The sequence below is a fragment of the Pseudomonas sp. S2_F03 genome (genome assembly GCF_054668335.1).
Map to the genome: position 1 here is coordinate 1,479,704 of NZ_CP162759.1, position 22,543 is coordinate 1,502,246.

21 protein-coding genes are annotated in these 22,543 nt (G+C 59.4%); 5 read left to right on the forward strand and 16 right to left on the reverse strand.

Annotated features, from left to right (window positions below; translation table 11 throughout):
- Nucleotides 1–27: 27 nt before the first annotated feature.
- Entirely contained in the window at nucleotides 28–972 is a 945-nt protein-coding gene (locus tag AB4N76_RS07170; RefSeq protein ID WP_046032018.1) for an alpha/beta hydrolase, read from the forward strand.
- A 42-nt stretch (nucleotides 973–1,014) separates the two neighbouring features.
- Nucleotides 1,015–1,485: a MaoC family dehydratase gene (locus tag AB4N76_RS07175; RefSeq protein WP_008151121.1), complete on the forward strand. Its 471-nt coding sequence runs from the start codon at nucleotides 1,015–1,017 to the stop codon at nucleotides 1,483–1,485.
- A gap of 75 nt (nucleotides 1,486–1,560) precedes the next feature.
- Here the strand turns inward: AB4N76_RS07175 and AB4N76_RS07180 are convergent, their stop codons facing one another.
- Nucleotides 1,561–2,028: a ferritin-like domain-containing protein gene (locus AB4N76_RS07180; protein WP_046032019.1), complete on the reverse strand. Its 468-nt coding sequence runs from the start codon at nucleotides 2,026–2,028 to the stop codon at nucleotides 1,561–1,563.
- A 204-nt stretch (nucleotides 2,029–2,232) separates the two neighbouring features.
- On the opposite strand from AB4N76_RS07180, the gene AB4N76_RS07185 reads away from it, so the two are divergent.
- Complete coding sequence (locus AB4N76_RS07185; protein ID WP_003213031.1) at nucleotides 2,233–2,469, forward strand: DUF3820 family protein; 237 nt, start codon at nucleotides 2,233–2,235, stop codon at nucleotides 2,467–2,469.
- Between the two features lie 17 nt (nucleotides 2,470–2,486).
- Nucleotides 2,487–3,668 carry an aminotransferase class V-fold PLP-dependent enzyme gene (locus AB4N76_RS07190; RefSeq protein WP_046032020.1) on the forward strand — a complete coding sequence of 394 codons (1,182 nt, stop codon included), beginning with the start codon at nucleotides 2,487–2,489 and terminating at the stop codon, nucleotides 3,666–3,668.
- A 2-nt stretch (nucleotides 3,669–3,670) separates the two neighbouring features.
- Here the strand turns inward: AB4N76_RS07190 and AB4N76_RS07195 are convergent, their stop codons facing one another.
- The 4 genes from AB4N76_RS07195 to zwf all read right to left on the reverse strand — a co-directional run bounded on the left by AB4N76_RS07195 (nucleotide 3,671) and on the right by zwf (nucleotide 7,595).
- Entirely contained in the window at nucleotides 3,671–4,396 is a 726-nt protein-coding gene (locus AB4N76_RS07195; RefSeq protein ID WP_046032021.1) for an intradiol ring-cleavage dioxygenase, read from the reverse strand.
- Nucleotides 4,397–4,742: 346 nt separating this feature from the next.
- Nucleotides 4,743–5,408 carry a bifunctional 4-hydroxy-2-oxoglutarate aldolase/2-dehydro-3-deoxy-phosphogluconate aldolase gene (locus tag AB4N76_RS07200; protein WP_046032022.1) on the reverse strand — a complete coding sequence of 222 codons (666 nt, stop codon included), beginning with the start codon at nucleotides 5,406–5,408 and terminating at the stop codon, nucleotides 4,743–4,745.
- A gap of 17 nt (nucleotides 5,409–5,425) precedes the next feature.
- Nucleotides 5,426–6,139, reverse strand: a complete 714-nt coding sequence (gene pgl / locus AB4N76_RS07205; RefSeq protein ID WP_046032023.1) for a 6-phosphogluconolactonase — start codon at nucleotides 6,137–6,139, stop codon at nucleotides 5,426–5,428.
- Complete coding sequence (zwf, locus tag AB4N76_RS07210; RefSeq protein ID WP_046032024.1) at nucleotides 6,126–7,595, reverse strand: glucose-6-phosphate dehydrogenase; 1,470 nt, start codon at nucleotides 7,593–7,595, stop codon at nucleotides 6,126–6,128. Before zwf ends, pgl begins: the two co-directional genes overlap by 14 nt.
- 226 nt (nucleotides 7,596–7,821) lie before the next feature.
- Here zwf and AB4N76_RS07215 point away from each other — a divergent pair, with 226 nt between their 5' ends.
- The gene (locus tag AB4N76_RS07215; RefSeq protein WP_175649041.1) at nucleotides 7,822–8,682 is read left to right on the forward strand and encodes a MurR/RpiR family transcriptional regulator; all 861 of its coding nucleotides are present in this window, start codon (nucleotides 7,822–7,824) and stop codon (nucleotides 8,680–8,682) included.
- A 101-nt stretch (nucleotides 8,683–8,783) separates the two neighbouring features.
- On the opposite strand, the gene AB4N76_RS07220 is transcribed toward AB4N76_RS07215, so the two are convergent.
- The 11 genes from AB4N76_RS07220 to edd form a co-directional block, all read right to left on the reverse strand.
- Nucleotides 8,784–9,638 carry a D-hexose-6-phosphate mutarotase gene (locus tag AB4N76_RS07220; RefSeq protein ID WP_046032025.1) on the reverse strand — a complete coding sequence of 285 codons (855 nt, stop codon included), beginning with the start codon at nucleotides 9,636–9,638 and terminating at the stop codon, nucleotides 8,784–8,786.
- 144 nt (nucleotides 9,639–9,782) lie between these two features.
- Nucleotides 9,783–11,129 (reverse strand): carbohydrate porin, encoded by a 1,347-nt coding sequence (locus AB4N76_RS07225; RefSeq protein WP_046032026.1) that lies wholly within the window; start codon nucleotides 11,127–11,129, stop codon nucleotides 9,783–9,785.
- Nucleotides 11,130–11,257: 128 nt separating this feature from the next.
- Nucleotides 11,258–12,418 carry an ABC transporter ATP-binding protein gene (locus AB4N76_RS07230; protein WP_046032027.1) on the reverse strand — a complete coding sequence of 387 codons (1,161 nt, stop codon included), beginning with the start codon at nucleotides 12,416–12,418 and terminating at the stop codon, nucleotides 11,258–11,260.
- Between the two features lie 4 nt (nucleotides 12,419–12,422).
- Nucleotides 12,423–13,268, reverse strand: a complete 846-nt coding sequence (locus AB4N76_RS07235; RefSeq protein WP_046032028.1) for a carbohydrate ABC transporter permease — start codon at nucleotides 13,266–13,268, stop codon at nucleotides 12,423–12,425.
- Nucleotides 13,261–14,169, reverse strand: coding sequence for a carbohydrate ABC transporter permease (locus AB4N76_RS07240; RefSeq protein WP_007974433.1), 909 nt, complete (start codon nucleotides 14,167–14,169; stop codon nucleotides 13,261–13,263). The genes AB4N76_RS07235 and AB4N76_RS07240 overlap by 8 nt, the downstream gene beginning before the upstream one ends.
- A 139-nt stretch (nucleotides 14,170–14,308) precedes the next feature.
- Nucleotides 14,309–15,607 (reverse strand): ABC transporter substrate-binding protein, encoded by a 1,299-nt coding sequence (locus AB4N76_RS07245; RefSeq protein ID WP_046032029.1) that lies wholly within the window; start codon nucleotides 15,605–15,607, stop codon nucleotides 14,309–14,311.
- A gap of 117 nt (nucleotides 15,608–15,724) precedes the next feature.
- Entirely contained in the window at nucleotides 15,725–16,984 is a 1,260-nt protein-coding gene (locus tag AB4N76_RS07250; protein WP_460164319.1) for a D-mannose isomerase, read from the reverse strand.
- Between the two features lie 219 nt (nucleotides 16,985–17,203).
- Nucleotides 17,204–18,673: an ATP-binding protein gene (locus AB4N76_RS07255; RefSeq protein WP_046032031.1), complete on the reverse strand. Its 1,470-nt coding sequence runs from the start codon at nucleotides 18,671–18,673 to the stop codon at nucleotides 17,204–17,206.
- Complete coding sequence (locus AB4N76_RS07260) at nucleotides 18,663–19,394, reverse strand: response regulator (RefSeq protein WP_046032032.1); 732 nt, start codon at nucleotides 19,392–19,394, stop codon at nucleotides 18,663–18,665. Before AB4N76_RS07260 ends, AB4N76_RS07255 begins: the two co-directional genes overlap by 11 nt.
- 158 nt (nucleotides 19,395–19,552) lie before the next feature.
- Nucleotides 19,553–20,503 (reverse strand): glucokinase, encoded by a 951-nt coding sequence (locus AB4N76_RS07265; RefSeq protein WP_046032033.1) that lies wholly within the window; start codon nucleotides 20,501–20,503, stop codon nucleotides 19,553–19,555.
- Nucleotides 20,500–22,326, reverse strand: a complete 1,827-nt coding sequence (gene edd / locus AB4N76_RS07270; RefSeq protein ID WP_046032034.1) for a phosphogluconate dehydratase — start codon at nucleotides 22,324–22,326, stop codon at nucleotides 20,500–20,502. The genes AB4N76_RS07265 and edd overlap by 4 nt, the downstream gene beginning before the upstream one ends.
- Between the last annotated feature and the right edge of the window lie 217 nt (nucleotides 22,327–22,543).

Sequence of the window (22,543 nt, forward strand, 5' to 3'; positions counted from 1 at the left end):
CATGCAGCCCCATGCAAAGGAATCGACATGATCCACGACACGTTCTGGCTGACCGCGACTGACCATAGCCGCCTGTTCGTCAACCAGTGGCTGCCCGCCGCGCCATTACACGCGGTCATTCTGCTGGCTCACGGCATGGCCGAGCACAGCGGTCGCTACGCCCGGCTGGCGGAAAAATTCTGCGAGCACGGTTACGGCGTCTATGCGCCGGATCAGCGTGGACATGGCAAAACCGCCGAAAACGGCACACTCGGCCATTTCGCCGATGACGATGGCTGGTGCAAAGTCGTCGGCGACCTCGCCAGCCTCAACCAGCACATCGGTCAACAGCATCCTGGTGTGCCGATCGTGTTGCTCGGTCACAGCATGGGCAGCTACATCGCCCAGGCTTACCTGCTGCATCACAGCGCCAGCCTGCACGGCGCGGTGCTCAGCGGTTCGAATTTCCAGCCCGTGACGCTCTATCGCGCGGCGCGCCAGATCGCCCGTTTCGAAAAGCTGCGCCAGGGGCCCAAGGGGCGTAGTGCGTTGATCGAATGGCTGTCCTTCGGCTCGTTCAACAAACAATTCAAACCGGCACGCACACAATTCGACTGGCTCAGTCGCGACCCGGTGGAAGTGGATCTGTACGCCAACGATCCGCTGTGTGGCTTTCGCTGCACTAACCAGATGTGGATCGATCTACTCGGTGGGTTGCAGCAAATCAGCAAAGCGTCCAATCTCGCTCAGATCGATCCGGGCCTGCCGTTGCTGGTGATTGGCGGTGAATGTGATCCGGTGAGCGAAGGCAAGCGTCTGAAAGATCTGGCCGATGCCTTGCGTGCGGCGGGCAGCCAGAACCTGCACCTGACTATTTACCCGCAGGCGCGCCACGAACTGTTCAACGAGAGCAACCGCGAGGAAGTGATCAGCGATGTGTTGCAGTGGATCGCCCAGGCATTGAGCCACCGTCGGCCACCCCGGTCGGAATAGTTTTTTTGTGGATTTTTTTATTCGTCACAGGAACCGAGACAGATGACCCAGGTTACCAATACCCCTTACGAAGCCCTCGAAGTCGGCCAGACCGCCAGCTATAGCAAGACCGTCGAGGAGCGCGACATTCAGTTGTTCGCCGCCATGTCCGGCGACCACAACCCGGTGCACCTGGACGCCGAGTTCGCGGCGGGCACCATGTTCAAGGAGCGCATCGCGCATGGCATGTTCAGTGGCGCGCTGATCAGCGCAGCGGTTGCCTGTGAACTGCCTGGGCCAGGCACTATTTATATCGGCCAGCAAATGAGCTTTCAGAAACCGGTGAAAATTGGCGACACCTTGACCGTGCGTCTGGAGATTCTGGAGAAACTGCCGAAGTTTCGTGTGCGCATTGCCACCCGCGTGTTCAACCAGCGTGATGAATTGGTGGTGGATGGCGAAGCGGAGATCCTGGCACCGCGCAAGCAGCAGACCGTGACGCTGCCGACTTTGCCGGCGATCAGCATCGGTTGAACAATGCCCTTGCCTTGAACCAGCAGGCACAAAAAACGCCAGACTCGCTGGCGTTTTTTTAGTGGAAGCGAACGCTTACGAGCGTGCGCGAGCCTGGTTACGCAGGGCTTTGACCTGGTCATGATTGCGTTGCACGCCGTGGTACTGACGTTCAACCAGGTCACGAATGCCCACCAGGTTGTGTTTGTTGATTTTCTCCATCGCCTCTCGGTAAGCCTTCAGCGCATGGTCTTCACCGCGCTCGGCTTCGTTCAGGACAGCCTCTTCGTCCTTGCCGGTAAACATCGACTTCACGTCGACCCAGCGACGGTGCATATCGCCGCTGACACTGGTGGAGGTTTCTGGATCGCCGCCCATCGAACGCACGGCGGATTGCAGTTCAGACGCCGCCGTGGCGCAGTCGGCAGAACGCTGAACGAACAACGTTTTGAGTTCAGGGTGTTTGATGTCTTCAGCGCAAGTCTTGAACCCTTCCTGACCGTCTTTGCTGGTTTCAATCAGGTCGTTGAGTACAGAGATGGCTTCTTTATTCATGTCGGTCATTTTTCAATTCCTTGCGGGTTGATGAAAGATGCAATGACTGTTGCACCCTGCATGCCAGCTTCGATTCAACAATTTAACCTTTATATTTCAATGACTTAATTTTACAGGCGAAATCTGTATCCGTTTTTTTTGCATGAACTGTCAATTGGCCTGCATGCAGAATGCCTGTATTTTCCGCACTGATTGAATCCTGACGGCCAACCGATGAACCCTGAAAAACTAGAACTGCTGATCACCCGCGAAATGCCCTTTGGCAAATACAAGGGCCGGATCATTGCCGACCTGCCCGGCCCCTACCTGAATTGGTTTGCCCGGGAAGGATTTCCTCATGGCGAATTAGGTGGCTTGTTGGCCCTGATGCAGGAAATCGATCACAACGGCTTGTCGGAATTGCTCGAACCCCTGCGCGCCAAACATGGCAAACCCGCCCCCCGCCATTGATCCTGACCGAGTACCCCATGCCCGATAACACCCGTCGCGCCCGTGATGAAATGTTCTGGCAGACCTTTGCCGACCGCTATGCCGTCGAACCCGGCCCGATCAACCTGGAGAACGGTTACTTCGGGCGCATGTCGCGAACGGTGGTCGAGGAATACCAGCGCAACATCGAAATGATCAACCGCAGCAACTCGGTGTACGTACGCCAGCGATTCGAACAGGTCGAAACCCAGAAGATCCGCGCGCAGTTGGCCGCACTGGTGGGCGTGCCTGCCGACACCGTGGCGCTGACCCGCAATGCCTCGGAGGGTCTGCAATCGTTGATCCGCAACTACAACCGTCTTCAGCCGGGCGACCAGGTATTGATCTGCGATCTGGAGTACGACTCGGTCAAAAACGCCCTGCGCTGGCTGGCGCGCAATCGCGGGGCCGAGGTGATCGAGATCGACCACCAGCACCCCGCCAGTTTCGACAGTTTACTGGCGACCTACCGTGACGCTTTTGAGCGCTACCCCAAACTCAAACTGATGGCCCTGACTCACGTCACCCATCGCACCGGCCTGGTGATGCCGGTGCAGGCGATTGCCGCCGCCGCGAAAGAACACGGGATCGATGTGATCCTCGACGGCGCCCACGCGTTGGGGCAAATCGACTTCAATCTGGATGAACTGGGTATCTCCTTCGCCGGCTTCAACCTGCACAAATGGATCGGAGCACCGCTGACGCTAGGGTTCATCTACATTGCTCCCGAGCGCCTGGCCGATATCGACCCGGACATGGGCGAATCGCACTACCCCGTCACCGACATTCGCGCCCGCACGCCGTACGGCACACCGAATATCCCGGCGCTGCTGACATTGCCGCTGGTGATCGAGGAACATCATGCCATGGGTGGTTCTGCCGCCAAGGGTGCCCGGCTCAACTACTTGCGTAACCTGTGGGTGCGTGCAGCGCGCGAATTGCCGGGGATTGAAGTCATGACGCCGGATGACCCTCGCCTGTATTGCGGCATCACGTCACTGCGCTTCACGCGCCATAGCGATCAACAGCCGATGGTTGAGCGACTGCTCAGCGACTACAACCTGTTTACCGTGATGCGCAGCGGTGCCGCGAGCGGACCGTGCATTCGCATCACACCGGGCCTGACCACCACTGCGTCACATATGACGCTGCTGACCCGGGCGCTGACCGAACTGGGCTGAAATCACACGGTGTACCTGTCGAAGTCCTCCGGCTTGATGTGTGATGAAACCGCGAAGGTGTCGATGGCGATGGTGGTGGATCCGAAATAGCCATCGTCATTCGACTTTCGACTAAGCGTATGAACGCTTAACGTCGAAGCTTCGCCGCCGTGGTGCTTGTAGTAAATGTCTTCATCGTTGGTCAGCGGTGAAGCCTTTCTGCCGCTGTACTCTCGGGTGTTCAGTACCGACCGCGAAGCCGCCTCGGGCAAGTAAAGCTGGCCGACCCAGGCGACATGCCGCTCTTGCAGGTAATTGTTACCGGCCGTGATGCGCACAGCGACGTGAATGTGCAGCGAGCGGCCGGCGTAAAACCCCGGGTAAATCGTGGTAAACCGCACAACTCCGTGCTTGTCGGTGAACTGACCGCCGCGCAGGTAAGTGTCGTCGTCGGTGCGCGGGATCGAGCCGATTTCACCGACATCGACTTCCTTGTCCGGATTGATCTTGCTCCAGCCCGAATAGGCACCACGCGCGTTGCAATGCCAGATATCGACCAGCGCACCCGTGACAGGCTGCCCGGTCATGGCATCGACGATCGCCAGGCGCAGTATCAAGGGAACGCCATCAGCGCCTTCGCTGATGTTGCGCCTGATCAGTTTCGGGTTACGGAAATACGGACCGGCGATTTGTTCGGGGGACAGCAGGCAAGCCGGTTGTGAAGGTGCAGCGCAGGTGTTGTCGTCCATGACGTTCTCTCTTCCAATAGAAGAGCGCAGGTTAGGGTGCGACGAATGTGCAGGTGCGGTAATTATTTATCGCCTGAGGCCGATCCGTAGCAGCCTGCGTCCGATCTGTAGCAGCTGGCGAAGCCTGCGTCCAGCTGCGAAGCAGTCGTAAATCCAGCGCATGCGGTCTGCCTGATGCACCGTGGGCACAGATTTTACGACTGCTTCGCAGCTGGACGCAGCCTTCGGCAGCTGCTACAAAAACCTCATATGCCCTGTTGTTTTTCTACAGGCAAAAAAAAACGGTGCACCGACCAAGCGCACCGTAAAGCCGTAGAACACACAACGAAGTGTCAGGTAAAGCAGATCAGTCCAGCAGCGCCAAGGCCTCGGCAGTGCATTCCTGAATGCGGGCCCAGTCGCCGTTCTTGATCCACTCCGGATCAAGCATCCAGCTACCGCCCACGCACATGACGTTTTTCAATGCCATGTAGCTCTTGATATTGGCCGGGCCAACGCCGCCAGTCGGGCAGAATTTCACTTCGCCGAACGGGCCGCCCAAGGCCTTGATGGCAGCGACGCCGCCGCTCACTTCCGCCGGGAACAGCTTGAAGCGGCGATAACCCAGGCCATAGCCTTCCATGATGCCGGAGGCGTTGCTGATACCGGGCAACAGCGGGATCGGGCTGTTGACACTGGCTTCGAGCAAATCACGGGTGATGCCTGGCGTAACGATAAATTGCGAACCGGCCGCTTCGGCGGCGGCGAGCATGTGGCGATCCAGCACGGTGCCGGCACCGGTCACCAGTTCCGGACGCTGTTCGCGCAGGATCTGGATGGCCTTGAGGCCGAACTGCGAACGCAGGGTCACTTCCAGGGCAGTCAGGCCGCCGGCGGCGAGGGCGTCAGCCAGCGGCAGGACGTCCTGTTCGCGAGCGATGGTAATCACCGGCAAAATCCGCGCCTTGGCGCAGAGGCTGTCGATCAGGGCAACTTTGTCCGCCATGGAAACGGTCGGGGATGGGGTTGTCATAGCGGCTGTTCCTTGGCTCATGGGCACCAGTAAATCTCTAACGTGGGTTGCAAAAACGCGCGAATCGGCATGGCGGCGACATCGTCACTGGCCAATGCGGCACTCAGGGTGGTCAGTTTTGACTGACCGGAAATGGACAGAACTTTATGCTTGGCCGATGCCAGCAGCGCACGGCTCATGGTCAGGCGTTGATGCGGCACGGTAGGTGCCAACATCGGGTAGCAACGACGGATGCCGTCGGCCTTCAAGGCATCGGCCAGGTTCGGGCTGTTCGGAAACAGCGACGCGGTGTGACCGTCGTCACCCATGCCCAGCACCAATACATCGATCACCGGCAGTTCGGAGAGCAAACGATCGGCCTGCTCGGCCGCCTGTTCAAGGTTGGCGCTGGCGCTGTACAGACTCAGGAACTGAGCCTTGGCCGCCGGCCCTTGCAACAGATAGCGCTTGAGCAGACCGGCATTGCTGTCGGCATGCTCAACCGGCACCCAACGTTCGTCGGCCAGGCTGACCACCACGTTCGACCAGTCCAGCGCCTGTTTGGCCAGGTGCTGGAAAAACGCCACCGGGCTGCGACCACCGGACACCACCAGCGTGGCGGTGCCTTGGGTGTCGATCGCTTCGCTCAATTGCTTGGCAACCGTCAGTGCCAGCGTTTCGGCCAACAGCACCGGGCTTTTGAACGCATGGGCGCTGACGCCCTGAGGCAGTTTCAAATTAGATATCGCCATACCACGACCTCCCATCCCGCGTGATCAGAGCAATGGAGCTCATCGGTCCCCAGGACCCGGCCGCGTACGGCTTGGGCGCATCACCGGATTTTTTCCACCCGGCGATCAACTGGTCACACCATTTCCACGCGGCTTCGATTTCATCTTTACGGACAAACAGGTTCTGATTGCCGCGCATCACTTCCAGCAACAACCGCTCGTAGGCATCGGGAATCCGCGCGCTGCGATAAGTGTCGGAAAAATTCAGCTGCAACGGACCGCTACGCAGCTGCATGCCCTTATCCAGGCCTTGCTCTTTGGTCATCACGCGCAAGGAAATACCTTCGTCCGGTTGCAGGCGGATAATCAGCTTGTTGCTGATTTGCAGGCGCTGCTCAGGGGCGAAGATGTAATGCGACGGTTCTTTGAAGTGGATGACAATCTGCGACAGCTTCTGCGGCATGCGCTTGCCGGTGCGCAGGTAAAACGGCACGCCGGCCCAGCGCCAGTTGCGAATATCGGCACGCAAGGCGACGAAGGTTTCGGTGTCGCTCTGGGTGTTGGAGTTTTCTTCCTCCAGGTAACCCGGGACCGATTTGCCTTCGCTGTAACCGGCGATGTACTGACCGCGCACTACTTGAGTGGTCAGGCCTTCCGGGCTGATCGGCGCCAGCGCCTTGAGGACTTTGACTTTCTCATCGCGGATGCTGTCGGCGGACAGGTCGGCCGGCGGGTCCATGGCGATCAGGCAAAGCAGCTGCAGCAGGTGATTCTGGATCATGTCCCGCAGTTGACCGGCCTTGTCGAAGTAACCCCAACGGCCTTCGATCCCGACCTTCTCGGCCACGGTGATTTCCACGTGGGAGATGTAGTTCTGGTTCCACTGGGTTTCGAACAGGCTGTTGGCGAAACGCAGCGCGATCAGGTTTTGAACCGTCTCTTTGCCCAGGTAATGGTCAATGCGGTAGGTACGGTTTTCCGGGAAGAACTGCGCCACGGCGTCGTTGACCTTGCGCGAGGATTCCAGGTCCGAGCCGATGGGCTTTTCCAGGACTACGCGGGTGTTTTGCGCCAGGCCGACCTTGGCCAGGTTCTCGCAGATCGCGCCGTAAACGGCGGCAGGCGTCGCAAAGTAGGCAATCACGCGCTGGGCACTGCCGGCCATTTCAGCCAGGGCGATGTAATCGTCAGCCTGGAGAAAGTCGACGTGCAGGTAGCTCAGTCGGGCCAGGAAGCGTTCGACCACGGCCGCATCCAGCTCTTTGGCCCCGACATAACGACGCAACTCGGCGGCGATGAATGCCAGGTGTTGCTGCTCGGTGCCGGGCTCGCGGGCCAGCGCGATAATGCGCGTATCCTCGTGCAAGAGGCCTGCGCCGTCGAGTTGATAGAGGGCAGGAAACAGCTTGCGCAAGGCCAGATCGCCGAGGGCGCCGAACAAGGCAAAGGTGCACGGTTCAACCGTAATCGAAGGCATGATGTTTGTTCTTTTATCAAGTTAAGCTACAAATACCTTTTTTCAAGGCATCGCTCAAGAGAAAATGTAGTAATAACCACAACATTTTCGCAAAATATAGATTCCGAGTGGTGGTCGGTCGGAGCCATCAGTAGGATAGGCCACCGTTTGGGGCCGCATCAAAGGCCCTTTTGGCATAGCCGAACTCTAATTTGCGCTGCTGACCCAAGGAACATATATGGACCGCGTGCGGAATTTACTGGAACAGATCCAGAATCGCCTTGAAGACCTGAACAAGGCTGAACGTAAAGTCGCCGAAGTGATCCTGCTCAACCCACAGCAGGCCACCCGGTTCAGCATCGCCGCCCTCGCCCAGGCCTCGAAGGTCAGCGAGCCGACGGTCAACCGTTTCTGCCGTTCGTTCGGCGTCAGCGGCTACCCGGAACTCAAACTGCAGTTGGCTCAAAGCCTGGCCAGTGGCGCGGCGTATGTCAGCCGTGCGGTCGAGGCCGATGACAATCCTGAAGCCTATACAAAGAAGATTTTCGGCAGCGCCATAGCCTCCCTGGACAGTGCCTTGCAAGCGTTGGACCCGAACCTGATCAGCCGCGCCGTCGACCTGTTGATCCAGGCCCGGCAGATCCACTTCTTCGGCCTCGGTGCCTCGGCCCCGGTGGCACTGGACGCACAGCACAAATTCTTCCGGTTCAATCTGGCCGTCACCGCCCATGCCGATGTGCTGATGCAACGGATGATTGCGTCGGTGGCACACACCGGCGAATTGTTCGTGATCATCTCCTACACCGGCCGCACCCGCGAACTCGTGGAAGTGGCGCGCATCGCCCGGGAGAACGGTGCATCGGTGCTGGGTCTGACAGCCGAAGGTTCACCACTGGCCAAGGCCAGCACCCTGAGCCTGAATATCCCGCTACCCGAAGACACTGACATCTACATGCCGATGACCTCGCGGATCATTCAACTGACCGTGCTGGACGTGCTGGCTACCGGCATGACCCTGCGTCGCGGTGTGGACTTCCAGCCGCATTTGCGCAAGATCAAAGAGAGCTTGAATGCGAGCCGGTATCCGGTGGGCGACGAGTTCAATTAATTGACGATTCGCAGCCTCGTTTCACTCGACAGCTCCTACAAGAGATCGCCGCACCTGTAGGAGCTGTCGAGTGAAACGAGGCTGCGATCTTTTGATCTGCGCTAAGCCCCTACCCGCGCCTGCAAACTCAAATGCGCCTTCTGTCCCGGCGCCAGGCTCAGGCTGTGGGTGCCGCCACTGGCCGCTTCCACACACACAAACTCTGATATTTCATTCCAGCTCACCCCCAGCAACGGCCGCGAGCCCGGATGCCAGACCACCGTGTCCGCCTCGTCACCCGTATCAATGCACAACTCACGCTGCCAGGCGTGGTCCTTGAGTTGCAATTCGCCGTCTTGCTGGAACACTCGCTGGCACCCGCCATCGACCCTCAACTCACCATCCTGCTGACAACTCTGGCGATTCAAATGGTCATAACCCTGCGCGCCATCGAGCCCAGACAGCGCTATCTCGCTGACATCGCCAATACGCCAGTAAGCATGCAAAGCCTGGCTCAACTGGCACGGCATGTCGTCCTGATGCTCGGTGCTCAGGCGCAATTCCATGCGTTCGCCAAGGTGGGCGTGCAGGTCCACTTGCCAGTCACACAATTGAAGCTGCCAGTGCAATCGCACGCCATCGTCGTCATGGCGGCTGTCGAGCAGCTTCCAGTCGATCAACCGCGCCCAGCCATGAGATGGCCACGCATTCTCGCTCGGATGACGGCCATACCACGGCCAGCACACCGGCACGCCACCCCGAATCGCGCCGACCTGCGGCCACTTCGCCGCGCACCACAGCCAGGGTTTTTGACCCGTTGGCTGGAAGTGCAGCAACTGCGCGCCCTGGCGACTGAACACCGCCTGACACAGCGGATGGTCGATCACCAACACGTCGCGCTTCTGATAGCGCTCCCACGCAAACACCGGACGTTCGCGCAAGGATTTGAAGAAGCGTTGTAGCGGATGCTCATGCATGTGCCACGGTCCTGAAAATCAATGGGGGTACTCTAACTGTTGTGCCCAGTGCGCCACAGGCCCTCTAAGGCCTCCCAAAAAAAAGCGGACAGCCTTGGCTGTCCGCAAATATGCGCACATAGAGAGGAGCTTATCGCAACAGCGTTAGAACACCGACTGAATTTTCAGACCGGCCACCAGCGCGTTATCGACTTCATCCACACCGCCTGGGTGAGTGACGTATTGCAGGTTAGGACGCACGGTCAGCCAGTTGGTAACGTGGAAGCCGTAGTTGAGTTCGTAGTTGTATTCAGTGGTCCGCAGTGGCGAGAACAGTGGATCCTCATACTCAGTCACATTGTTGGCAGCGTTGACCGCCTCGGCGTTTTTCTTCACGTCATCGTTGACATGGATACGGGCGAAACCGATGCCCATGTCATCTTTAGGACGCGCATCGAACGGGCCCTTGTACACAAACATCAACGACTGGTAGTTGTCGACAATGTTGGTGTCCTTGTCGTGGAACGTGGCGTTGGCTGCAATGTTCAGACCGCGGGACTTGTCACCGTTGTGGCTGGTGAGTTGTTGCTGTGCAACGAACCAATAGCCGTGCTTGCTGCTGTGGCTGCGATAGGCGTTACCGCTGGTGGCCGCATCATTGCCGCTGTCGTCCTTGAGAACGTCATCGGCCTTGGCCGTGCTTTTGTAGTAACCGACACGGTATTCGCCCGGCAGGTTGCCAGGGTTAGGCAACCAGACCAGTTCGACTGGCAGGACGGTGCCGTTGGTACCACTGCCGCTGAGCTTGAAGCCGTTACCGTGCTCCAGTTGCGACGTGTTCTGGTTGTACGCGCCGATCTGCGCATAGAACTCAGGCGAGATGTTGTACTTCACGCGGACCGCAGCCTGCATGACCGGCCAGTTGTACCAGATGTTGGTGGCCCAGTTACCCACCTGGGAACCACAGAACGCCAGGTTCTGGAACTCGCATGGGAAGGTGTTGAAGTCTTCGCCTTCGCCGAAGTAACCGGCCTTGATGTCCAGTTTATTGTCGAAGAACTGGTGCTTGATCCACAACTGGGTCAGACGGACCATGTGACCACGGCCATAGACTTCCTGGGAGGAACTCAAGGTGCCGGCACGCGGGTCGCCGATACGGTCATTGGAGATGTTCTCACCGTTACGGTTGGTGAGCTGGATCTTGGCCTGAGTGTTATCCCAGCCAAACAGTTTTTGCAGGTCCAGTGCTGCCCCAAGGCCAAACTGGTCTGCGTAACGAGCCGTTTTGTCGTCGTTGAAACCGCCATGGAGGTTGCCGCCGACTTCACCGACGTAATCCATTTTGATGTCGATGCCCTGCTCGATCAGCTTGGTCCGCTCGCCACCCCAATCACCGGTCATCCATTCGGAGTCGGCGCTGAACGCATCAGCCGCGTGTGCGCTACCGGCCATCATCATCACTGCAACAGCTGACAACTGGCAGATAAGCTGAGCGTTGTTGTTCTTCTTCATCCCTACATCCTCGTTTTATTGTTATTAACTTTTCTTTTTCTAACGCGGTGACATCGGTTGCAGCGGACGACAGGCCATCCGCCGCGTATCCCCCTGTGGGAGCAAGCCTGCTCCCACACTTTTTATCTTCAGCGGCCTTTGAATTGGGCCACGTTGTCAGCGTGCATTTCGCTTTTCGGCAAGCCCGCCACCCCCAAACGCTCCCCCGTCTTGGCGTCGAACAACAACACTTTCGATGGGTCGAATTGCAGGGTCAGTGTCTCGCCCGGCGCCGGTGCGACGTCTGGTGCCAGACGGCAGCAGACTTTGGTGTCATTGAGATTGACGAACACCAGGGTGTCGGGGCCGGTTGGCTCGGTGACCTGGACTTCAGCGCGAATGGTCGGCAATCCGTTCGGTTCGCCATTGGCCAACACGATCTGTTCAGGGCGCATGCCCAGGATCACTTCGCGGTCTTCGAGGCCGGCATCCTGCATGCCCAGTGGCAACTCGCAACGGGCCTGGCCGCTGTCGAGCAATGCAACCAGACGACCGTCCTTGCGCTGCAAACGCAGGGGGATGAAGTTCATCGGTGGCGAGCCGATGAAGCTCGCCACGAACAGGTTGGCCGGGTTGTTGTAGATGTCTTTCGGCGTGCCGAACTGCTGGATGATCCCGTCCTTCATCACCGCCACTTTGTCGCCCAGGGTCATCGCTTCGATCTGGTCGTGGGTCACGTAGACCGTGGTGGTTTTCAGGCGCTGGTGCATCAGTTTCATTTCGGTGCGCATCTCGACCCGCAGCTTGGCGTCGAGGTTGGACAGCGGTTCGTCGAACAAGTAAATCTTCGGCCGACGCGCCAGGGCCCGGCCCATGGCGACACGCTGTTGTTGACCACCGGAGAGCTGACCCGGCTTGCGGGTAAGCAGGTGTTCGATCTGCAGCAATTTGGCGACGCGAGCGACTTCTTCGTCAATTTCGGCAGTCGGCATTTTGCGGATCTTCAGGCCGAACGCGATGTTGTCGCGCACGCTCATGGTCGGGTACAGCGCGTAGGACTGGAACACCATGGCGATGTCGCGATCCTTGGGGCTCATGCCGCTGATGTCGGCATCGTCCACCAGGATTGCGCCGCCGCTGATGGTTTCCAGGCCGGCGATGCAGTTCATCAGCGTGGATTTACCGCAGCCCGATGGGCCTACCAGGATCAGGAACTCACCGTCATCGATCTTCAGTTCGATGTTTTTCAGGGTGTCCGGCAAACCGGCACCGTAGGTCTTGTTGACGTTGCGTAATTCGAGAGTTGCCATGTTTCTACCCCTTGACCGCGCCGGACGTCAGCCCACGCAGGAAATACTTGCCAGCGAATATGTAGACCAGCAGTGTCGGCAGCCCGGCGATCATCGCGGCGGCCATATCAACGTTGTATTCCTTGGCCCCGGTGCTGGTGTTGACCAGGTTGTTCAGGGCCACGGTAATTGGCTGGGCATCGCCACTGGCGAACACCACGCCGAACAGGAAGTCGTTCCAGATTTGAGTGAACTGCCAGATCAGGCAGACCATCACGATCGGGATCGACATCGGCAGCAGGATCTTCAGGAAGATCGTGAAGAAGCCCGCACCGTCCAGGCGTGCAGCCTTGACCAGTGCATCCGGAATGCTCACGTAGTAGTTGCGGAAGAACAGCGTGGTGAACGCCAGGCCGTAGACCACGTGCACCAGCACCAGGCCGGTGGTGGTGTTGGCCAGGCCGAACTTGCCGAGGGTGAACGAGGCCGGCAACAGCACGGTCTGGAACGGCAGGAAGCAGCCAAACAGCAGCAGGCCGAAGAACAGTTGCGAGCCACGGAAACGCCACATCGACAGCACGTAACCGTTCATGGCACCGATGAAGGTGGAAATCAGCACCGCCGGCACGGTGATCTTCACCGAGTTCCAGAAATAGCCGCCGACCACGTCCCAGGCCTTGATCCAGCCGATACCGTCGATCACGGTCGGCCAGCTCAGCAGGTTGCCGGTGCGGATGTCTTCCGGGGATTTGAAGCTGGTCAGCAGCATCACCACCAGCGGGATCAGGTACACCGCCGCTGCGAGCAGCAGTGTGGCGTATATGGCGACCCGGCTGAAGCTGAGGCTGCGTTTTCCGAATTGATCAGTCATGGCGTTTGCCTCGCAGCTCGGAGTACAGGTACGGCACGAGGATGGTCAGCACGGCACCGAGCATGAGCATGGCGCTGGCCGAACCGATGCCCATCTGGCCACGGCTGAAGGTGAAGGAATACATGAACATCGCCGGCAGGTCGGACGAGTAGCCGGGGCCGCCCGCCGTCATCGCCGCGACCAGGTCGAAGCTCTTGATCGCGATGTGCGCAAGGATCATGAAGGCACTGAAGAACACCGGGCGCAGGCTCGGCAAAACGATCTTCAGGTAGATGGTCGGCAGGCTTGCACCGTCGACCTGGGCGGCACGGATGATCGACTGATCGACACCGCGCAGACCGGCGAGGAACATCGCCATGACAAACCCGGAGGCTTGCCACACAGCGGCGATCACCAGGCAGTAGACCACGCGATCCTGATCCACCAGCCAGTCAAGGCGAAAGCCTTCCCAGCCCCAGTCACGCAGCATCTTGTCCAGACCCAGGCCTGGGTTGAGCAGCCATTTCCATGCGGTACCGGTGACGATCATCGAGAGCGCCATCGGGTACAGGTAAACGGTGCGAATGAAACCTTCCTTGCGAATGCGCTGGTCCAGCAACACGGCGAGGAACACGCCGAGCACCAGGCTGATACCGATGAACATGCCGCCGAACACCGCGAGGTTTTTGCTCGCGACCCACCAGCGATCGTTGTCCATCAGGCGCATGTATTGCTGCAGGCCGACCCACTTGTAGCTCGGCATGAAGCTGGAATTGGTAAAGGACAGAATGAACGTCCAGATGATGTAACCGTAGAAACCAACCAACACGATCAGCATGCTCGGCGCCAGTACCAACTTGGGTAACCAGCGTTGCAGCGCATCGAACGGTGAGGCTTTGCTGAAAACCGCCACAGAGCTCATCGGGATAATCCAGGTGGAGAGAAGTGAGATCGACACAGCCCTTGTGGGAGCCGAGCTTGCTCGCGATGACGGACTGACATTCAAAAGAGATGTCGACTGTTACACCGCTATCGCGAGCTAGCTCAGCTCCTACAGGGGATTACTGGGCCGCTTTGACAGCCGATGCCAGTTGGGCGCTGGCCTTGGCCGGGTCAGCATCCTTGTCGTTCATGAAGTTGGTGACCACATCGAAGATCGCGCCCTGTACGGCCAGGGAGGTGGCCATGTTGTGCGCCATGCTCGGTTGCAGGCCGCCCGTCTTGTCGTCCGCAACGAAGTCCTTCGCTGACTTCTGGGCGCACTCGTCGAAGCCGAGCTTGTCCATTTCATTCAGCATGTCGTTACGCACCGGGATCGACCCTTTGTTCATGCTGAAGACTTTCTGGAAATCAGTGCCCAATGCGACCTTGGCCAGGTCTTGCTGGGCAGCGATGTCACCCTTGCGATCCGCTTTGAGCTTGAACACCGCCAGGGAGTCGATGTTGTAGGTGAAGGCTTTTTCGGTGCCCGGGAACGGTACGCACTGGTAGTCCTTGCCCGCGACTTTCTTCGCCGCTGTCCATTCGCTTTTCGCCCAGTCGCCCATCATCTGCATACCGGCCTTGCCGCCGATGACGTCGGCGGCGGCGATGTTCCAGTCACGACCGGCGCGGTTCGGGTCCATGTAGCCGGTGATTTTTTTCAGTTCGGTGAACGACTTGGTCATCTCCGGGCCGGAGAGGGTTTTCTGGTCCAGGTCGACCAGGGCTTTCTTGTAACCGTCGGCGCCCATGACCGAGAGCACCACGTCTTCAAACACGGTGCTGTCCTGCCAAGGCTGACCGCCGTGGGCCAGGGCGATGAAGCCTGCGGCTTTGAGCTTGTCGCCAGCGGCATAGAATTCTTCGAGGGTGGTCGGAGCTTTTTCGATCCCGGCTTTCTTGAACACTTCCGGGTTGATCCACAGCCAGTTCACACGGTGAATGTTCACCGGAACGGCGACGTAGTCACCTTCGTACTTCACGGTATCGGAGACTTTCCTGGACAGCAGGCCATCCCAGTTTTCCGACTTGGAAACGTCTTTCAACGCGTCGGTGCTGAGCAGGCCAGTGCTGCCCCACTCCTGGATGTCCGGGCCTTTGATCTGTGCGACGCCCGGCGGGTTACCCGCTACGGCGCGGCTTTTGAGCACGGTCATGGCCGTAGAACCACCACCGCCGGCGACAGCGCCGTCTTTCCAGGTGAAGCCGTCTTTTTCGACTTGAGCCTTGAGCACATCGACCGCTGCTTTTTCACCACCCGACGTCCACCAGTGAACAACTTCCACGGAACCTTTGGATTCGGCGGCAAGCACACTGAGAGGGAGCGCAGACAGGGAGGCGAGAGAAATGACAGTAGCGAGGCGAGAAATCGCATTCATCTAGAAGTACCTTTCTTGTTGTTATGCATGCAAGTCTGGTGCTTGCGCTGCATAGGATTTTAAACAGGAGTTATCCCCTCGCAGGTAACGAAGGGACGCTGGAATGTCACTGCATGGTTACACAGGCGCACTCTGAGACAACTGGCCCAGAGCCGTGGCCATGCTCGGCGCCAGAGGCAGACGCGGAATCAATACGGCTTGCCAGGCGTGATACAGGTCGGGTTTACCGGCCCAGATATCAGCACTTGGGCGGTTTTGCGGATCCAGCTCATGGTGCCAACTGCCGTCGCAACGATCGATAAAATGACTGTCACAGAATTCCCAGAATAGTCGGTACCAGGTTTCGTATCGCGCATCGCTGGTGCGTTTAAACAACGCACTGGCGGCGGCACTGGCTTCGCAATGGGTCCAGTGCAGACGGTGGCGAACCACCGCCCGATTGTCCCAGTCGAGGGTGTAGACAATCCCGGGCAGCCCATCGACATCCCAGCCGTGACGGCAGTTGTGGTCGAAGAGTTTTTGCGCGTCGGTGGCGAGCCAGCCTGGCGTGAGCATTCCCGCCTGAACCCGCGCCGCTTCAAGGTGCAGCACCAGTCGCGCCCATTCAAAACCGTGGCCCGGTGTGGTGCCGTAGGGGCGAAAACCGTCGGCCGGGTTGTCGTGGTTGTACTCGCGTAGCGGCTGCCACTGACGGTCGAAATGCTCGATCACCAGATAATCATTGGCCGCGGCATGACCGTGAATGACGCGCTCGACGATGCGTTGTGCACGGCACAGCCAGCGGTTGTCCTGGGTGACATCGGCCAGTGCGAGGAAGGCTTCGGTGGCGTGCATGTTGCTGTTGGCACCGCGATAGGCCTCCTCTTCACGCCAGTCGCGATTGAAGGATTCGCGCATCGCGCCTTCCTCCTCGCTCCAGAAATGCGTGTCGATGATATTGATTGCATCGTCGAGCAAGGCTTGTGCGCCGGGACGCTGGGCGACGACGGCGGAACTGGCGGCCAACGCAACAAAGGCGTGCAGGTAGGCGGCCTTACCAGTGTTGCCGTCGCGATGATGCGCGACCGCAAACCAGCCCCCGTGTTCGGCATCGCGCAGCGGCCCGCTGAGGGCGCGGACGCCGTGATCCACCAACTCCGCAAACCCCGCAAGCCCCTGGATGTGCGCCATGGCGAAGCTGTGGGTCATGCGGGCGGTGTTCATGGTTTCGGCGTAGGCGTTGGCCGGCAGGCGGCCTTTTTCATCCAGATTGCCGAAGCCGTCGGCAAGCGTTGAAGCCTTGGCAAACGCCAGCAGGCGCAGGCCTTCAGCTGCAAGCCATTGCTGATGGGCAGGCGCGTTCAGCCAACTGCTGAACGCCGGTTGGAAGGTGTCCATGGCATACCTTTTTTGTTGTTATGACTGGAGGGCAGTCTAAACAACGGGCGATGACAGGCAGGTAACGAAGGGGGCGAGTTATGTCACCAGTCTGTGACATTCGCCTTGAGGAGTGTGTTGAATGGTCTGACGCCATCGCGAGCAAGCTCGGCTCCTACAGGATGGGCGCAATACCTGTGGGAGCAAAGCTTGCTCGCGATGAACGATAACGCGGTCTGACTAGTCAACGCTGCGCGGCAACTGCAACGTCACCCGCAACCCACCCTCACGCAGGTTTTGCAGGCTCACTTCCCCACCATGGCTATGCGCAATGTTGCGCGCAATTCCCAGCCCCAGCCCATACCCCTGCTGCTGCCCGGCCAGGCGAAAGTGCGGTTCGAAGACCTGTTCCAACCGTTGCTCGGGCACGCCCGGCCCTTCGTCATCGACATGCAGGACAAACGCACTGTCGTCATCATCGATGTGCAAATGCGCGTTCTGCCCGTACTTCAAGGCGTTGTCGATCAGGTTGCCAATACAACGTTTAAGTGCCAACGGCTTGCCGGGGTACGCTGCCAGCGCCCGCCCCTGCTGAGTCACGCGACCATTGCCATTGGGTGCCAGATACGGCTCCACCAGGCAATCAAGCACATGGTTGAGGTCCACCGGTTCGATGTTTTCGTGAATGTCGGTGTCTTTCACGCATTGCAGCGCGCCTTTGACCAGCAACTCCAGCTCATCCAGATCCCGTCCGAACTTGGCTTGCAGCTTTTCGTCTTCCAGCAATTCCACGCGCAGGCGCAAGCGAGTGATGGGCGTACGCAGGTCATGGGAAATCGCACTGAACAACTGGCTGCGCTCGGTCAGGTACCGGCTGATGCGTTCGCGCATGGCATTGAATGCACGGCTCACTTCGACCACTTCACTGCCGCCGCCCTCAGCCACCGATTGCACGTCGGCCCCCAGCGACATGTCCCGGGCGGCACGGGCCAGACGCTTGAGCGGACGGCTCTGCCAGTGCACCAGCAAACCGATGAACAGCAGCAGAAAACCGCTGGTGAGCACAATGAACCAGACCTGCTGCGCCGGCAGCCCCTGCTCTTCAAGACTGGTGTAGGGCTCGGGCAGCAGCGAGGCGATGTACAGCCATTCACCCGGCGCCATCTGGATTTGCGTAACCAGCACAGGCGGGTTCACCGGCTCCAGCGTCAAGGCGTAGTGCGCCCACGAGCGAGGCAATTCGTCGAGCTTCAGGCCACCGTTGAAAATTCGCAGGTCTTCGGGGCTGACGAAGGTCACCGAAATGTCGGTGTCCTGACCCAGTGACTGGCGCAGCACTTCGTCCACCGCTTTGAGCACCGCTTCCTTGCGCGGGGTGATCGGCAGCACGTCCATGCCCAAGGGTTTGTCGTTGAGGGTCACCACGAATCGGGTGCCGCCCATACTGCGCAACTGGTCCAGCACCAACGGCCTGAAAGCGACCGGCAGCGAGCGGAAATAACTGACGCTGGCCGTCATCGAATGCGCCAGGCTGCGGGCACTGGTGACCAGGCCTTCAAGCTGCGTCGCGCGCAATTGCGACACCCAGATAACGCTCGACAACGTCTGCGCAAACAACACCGCCAGCAACGTCAGCAGCAACATCCGCCCCAGCAGCGAACGCGGCATCGGCACCTTGGCCGCAAGCTTGCGCAAAGACTCAGTGGCCATTGCTGGCAATCACATTGGCGGCCAGTTGATAGCCGCTGCCGCGCACGGTGCGGATCAATCGTGGCGGTTTTTCAGTGTCACGCAGGCGTTGACGCAAACGGCTGACCGCCATGTCGACGATGCGGTCCAGCGGCATCAAATCGCGACCCCGGGTGGCGTTGCCGATGGTGTCTCGATCGAGGATTTCCTGGGGGTGGTCGAGGAACAGTTTCAGCAACGCGAAATCGGCGCCGGACAGAATCACTTCTTCACCGTCGGTGTGGAACAGTCGATGGCTGACCATGTCCAGGCGCCAGTCATCGAAGGCCAGCACTTCGCCTCCGTTGCGTTCCTGACCGAACTGCGCGCGGCGCAACAACGCCTTGATGCGCGCCTGCAATTCACGTGGGCTGAACGGTTTGCCGAGGTAATCGTCAGCACCCAGCTCCAGGCCAATGACCCGGTCGGCTTCGTCGGAGCTGGCGGTGAGCATGATGATCGGCACTTGCGCCTGACGCGGGTGCTGGCGAACCCAGCGGCAGAGGCTGAAGCCATCTTCGTCCGGGAGCATCACATCGAGGATCACCAGATCGCTCGGCGCCTCGTTCAGCGCCTGGCGAAAACCGGCGCCATCGGGCGTGGTGCGGACCTGGAAACCGGCGCGGGTCAGGTAGGTGTCCAGCAACTCGCGTATCTCTTGATCGTCATCGACCAACAAAATCGACTTGTTGACTGAGCTCACGGGGCGGCGTCCTTGTTGTTTGAATTGGGCGGATTATGCCTGATCGTGCAAAGAACGTTGGTGTCTGTGAGGGCCCCATCGCGAGCAAGCTCAGCGCCTACAGGTCATCACAACCCTGTGTAGGAGCCGAGCTTGCTCGCGATGAATGGTACTCGGTCTCAAGCCTGTTCGAGCGCCACGCCTGCGCCCATCAGCCCTGAATACGGTGCCGTCACCAGCCACACCGGGATGCCTTTGAAGTAGTCGCTCATGCAGCCCTTGTCGGCGAAGCACCGGGCAAATCCGCTTTCAAGGAAGAAATCGGCGAACCGCGGGATCACCCCGCCAACGATGTACACGCCACCGCGCGCGCCGGTGGTCAGCACGTTGTTGCCGGCCACGCGGCCAAGCCAGCAACAGAACTGCTCCAGCACTTCCAATGCAATCGGGTCACCGGCCAACCCGGCCGCAGTAATCGCTTCCGGGGTTTCAAGTACCGGCGTGTGACCGTCCACCGCACAAATCGCCCGGTAAACCCGTGGCAAACCGCCGCCGCTCAACGCGGTTTCAGCACTGACATGCCCGATCTCATTGAAGATGTGTTGCCACAGCTGAGTTTCCCGCGGACTGCTCAACGGCAAGTCGACGTGACCGCCCTCACCCGGCAACGCGGCAAAACGCCCTTCACCGAGATCCAGCAACGTACCCACGCCAAGACCAGTGCCCGGACCAATCACCACGGCCGGGCGCAACGGTTCCGGCATGCCTTCGCAGACCACGCGGAATTCGCCGGGCTGCAAACGGGTCATGCCCAGCGCCATGGCCGAGAAGTCATTGACCAGCAACAGCTGCTCGACCTGCAAGGTCTCGCAGAAACCCTTGCGGCTCAGTCGCCAGTGATTGTTGGTGAACTTGAATTCATCGCCACTCACGGGACCGGCCACCGACAGGCACACCGAGCCGATCGAACCCGGCGCCAGCCCCAAACCACTCAGGTAAAGATTGATCGCGTCTTCCGGATGGGCGAAGTCTGCCGTCGCCAGCACCTGGACCGATTCCAGTTGCTGGTTTTTCCACAACGCGAAACGTGCGTTGGTCCCACCGATGTCACCGACCAAAGCCAGTTTCAATTAAGCGTCTCCAGGGCAGAAGTAAAGGCGCTGGCGCCCTGCTCCGCCGAGCTGAAGGCCATGCGCATGAAACCAAACAGTTCACGACCGCTGCCAATGTTATTGCCCAACAGGCCCTTGGCAGGTTCGCGCGCTGCGAATTCAGCGGCGTCCACCTTAAGCTCCAGGGTGCCTTTGACGCCATCGACGCGGATGATATCGCCCTCTTGCACCCGCGCCAAAGCGCCACCGACATACGCTTCGGGGCTGACATGAATCGCCGCCGGGATTTTGCCCGAGGCACCGGACATACGCCCGTCCGTCACCAGCGCCACTTTGAAGCCACGATCCTGCAGCACGCCAAGGAACGGCGTCATCTTGTGCAGTTCCGGCATGCCATTGGAGCGCGGGCCCTGGAAGCGCATCACCGCGACAAAATCCTTCTCCAGCAAACCGGCCTTGAACGCATCGGCCAGGTCCTGCTGATCCTGGAACACCATCGCCGGTGCTTCGACGATCTGGTTTTCCAAGGCTACGGCCGAGACTTTCATCACGCCGCGCCCCAGGTTGCCTTCCATCACCCGCAAACCGCCCTCAGGCGAAAAGGCGCGAGCGACCGGGCGCAGGATGCTTTCGTCGAGGCTGTCGGTCACGCCTTCGCGCCAGACCAGTTCGCCGTTATCGAGGAACGGTTCCATGGTGTAACGACGCAGGCCGTGACCCAGCACGGTGTTGACGTTTTCGTGGAGCAGCCCGGCGTCCAGCAGTTCGCGGATCAGGAACGACATGCCGCCCGCCGCCTGGAAGTGGTTGATGTCGGCTTTGCCGTTCGGGTAGACGTGGCTCAGGGTCGGCACGACTTCGGAGAGGTCGGCCATGTCCTGCCAGGTCAACTGGATACCCGCCGCCATGGCGATGGCCGGCATGTGCAAGGTGTGGTTGGTCGAGCCGCCCGTGGCATGCAGCGCCACGATGGAGTTGACCAGCGAACGCTCGTCGACGATTTCGCCGATCGGCATGAAGTCGCCGTTCTGCTTGGTCAGACGCGTTACCTGGTGCGCCGCTTCGCGAGTCAAGGCATCGCGCAGTGGCGTGTTCGGGTTGACGAAGGAGGCGCCCGGCAAGTGCAGGCCCATGACTTCCATCAGCAATTGGTTGGTGTTGGCGGTGCCGTAGAACGTGCAGGTGCCAGGGCTGTGGTAGGAATTCATTTCCGATTCCAACAGCTCTTCGCGGCTGGCCTTGCCTTCGGCGTAGCGCTGGCGCACATCGGCTTTCTGCTTGTTGGAAATGCCCGAGACCATCGGCCCGCCCGGCACAAAAATCGTCGGCAGATGACCGAAACGCAAAGCCCCCATCATCAGGCCCGGCACGATCTTGTCGCAGATGCCGAGCATCAGCGCGCCGTCGAACATGTTGTGGGATAACGCCACGGCGGTGGACATCGCGATCACTTCGCGGCTCGGCAAGCTCAGTTCCATGCCCGGCTCGCCCTGGGTCACGCCGTCGCACATGGCCGGGGTGCCGCCGGCAAACTGGCCGACCGAACCGATCTCGCGCAGCGCTCTTTTGATCTGTTCCGGGAAGACTTCATACGGCTGGTGTGCCGAGAGCATGTCGTTATATGACGAAACTATCGCGATGTTGGCGGAGTTCATCATCCGCAGACTGTTCTTGTCTTCCGTACCGCAACCCGCCACGCCGTGGGCGAAGTTGGCGCATTGCAGCTTGCCGCGCATCGGACCGTCGCTGGCCGCACCGCGAATCAAAGCAAGGTAGGCCTCACGTGTGGCGCGGCTACGGGCGATAAGCCGTTCGGTGACCTCAAGGACGCGGGGATGCATGTGTAGAACTCCAGGCTAACGGATGTGGCGACCTGATTGTCTATGCTGAACAAGGACCGTTGTGATTGGGATGACAGACGGTTTTCTTGATCGGTCGGACCAGTTTGTTCAGGTCACTCGTTGTAGATTGAACAAAATATTGCCATTAAAAAGGCTTGTTTTCTATTTTTATGCGAATAATCTTGTAATTCCAACAACAAAACGACGGCGGCCCTGT

Coding starts and splice junctions, on each gene's coding strand:
- AB4N76_RS07180 (WP_046032019.1), bottom strand. CDS start 2,028: ATGACCGACATGAATAAAGAAGCCATCTCTGTACTCAACGACCTGATT.
- AB4N76_RS07200 (WP_046032022.1), bottom strand. CDS start 5,408: ATGACAACCCCATCCCCGACCGTTTCCATGGCGGACAAAGTTGCCCTG.
- AB4N76_RS07170 (WP_046032018.1), top strand. CDS start 28: ATGATCCACGACACGTTCTGGCTGACCGCGACTGACCATAGCCGCCTG.
- AB4N76_RS07220 (WP_046032025.1), bottom strand. CDS start 9,638: ATGCATGAGCATCCGCTACAACGCTTCTTCAAATCCTTGCGCGAACGT.
- AB4N76_RS07195 (WP_046032021.1), bottom strand. CDS start 4,396: ATGGACGACAACACCTGCGCTGCACCTTCACAACCGGCTTGCCTGCTG.
- edd (WP_046032034.1), bottom strand. CDS start 22,326: ATGCATCCCCGCGTCCTTGAGGTCACCGAACGGCTTATCGCCCGTAGC.
- zwf (WP_046032024.1), bottom strand. CDS start 7,595: ATGCCTTCGATTACGGTTGAACCGTGCACCTTTGCCTTGTTCGGCGCC.
- AB4N76_RS07255 (WP_046032031.1), bottom strand. CDS start 18,673: ATGGCCACTGAGTCTTTGCGCAAGCTTGCGGCCAAGGTGCCGATGCCG.
- AB4N76_RS07225 (WP_046032026.1), bottom strand. CDS start 11,129: ATGAAGAAGAACAACAACGCTCAGCTTATCTGCCAGTTGTCAGCTGTT.
- AB4N76_RS07240 (WP_007974433.1), bottom strand. CDS start 14,169: ATGAGCTCTGTGGCGGTTTTCAGCAAAGCCTCACCGTTCGATGCGCTG.
- AB4N76_RS07190 (WP_046032020.1), top strand. CDS start 2,487: ATGCCCGATAACACCCGTCGCGCCCGTGATGAAATGTTCTGGCAGACC.
- pgl (WP_046032023.1), bottom strand. CDS start 6,139: ATGGCGATATCTAATTTGAAACTGCCTCAGGGCGTCAGCGCCCATGCG.
- AB4N76_RS07245 (WP_046032029.1), bottom strand. CDS start 15,607: ATGAATGCGATTTCTCGCCTCGCTACTGTCATTTCTCTCGCCTCCCTG.
- AB4N76_RS07250 (WP_460164319.1), bottom strand. CDS start 16,984: ATGGACACCTTCCAACCGGCGTTCAGCAGTTGGCTGAACGCGCCTGCC.
- AB4N76_RS07235 (WP_046032028.1), bottom strand. CDS start 13,268: ATGACTGATCAATTCGGAAAACGCAGCCTCAGCTTCAGCCGGGTCGCC.
- AB4N76_RS07185 (WP_003213031.1), top strand. CDS start 2,233: ATGAACCCTGAAAAACTAGAACTGCTGATCACCCGCGAAATGCCCTTT.
- AB4N76_RS07175 (WP_008151121.1), top strand. CDS start 1,015: ATGACCCAGGTTACCAATACCCCTTACGAAGCCCTCGAAGTCGGCCAG.
- AB4N76_RS07230 (WP_046032027.1), bottom strand. CDS start 12,418: ATGGCAACTCTCGAATTACGCAACGTCAACAAGACCTACGGTGCCGGT.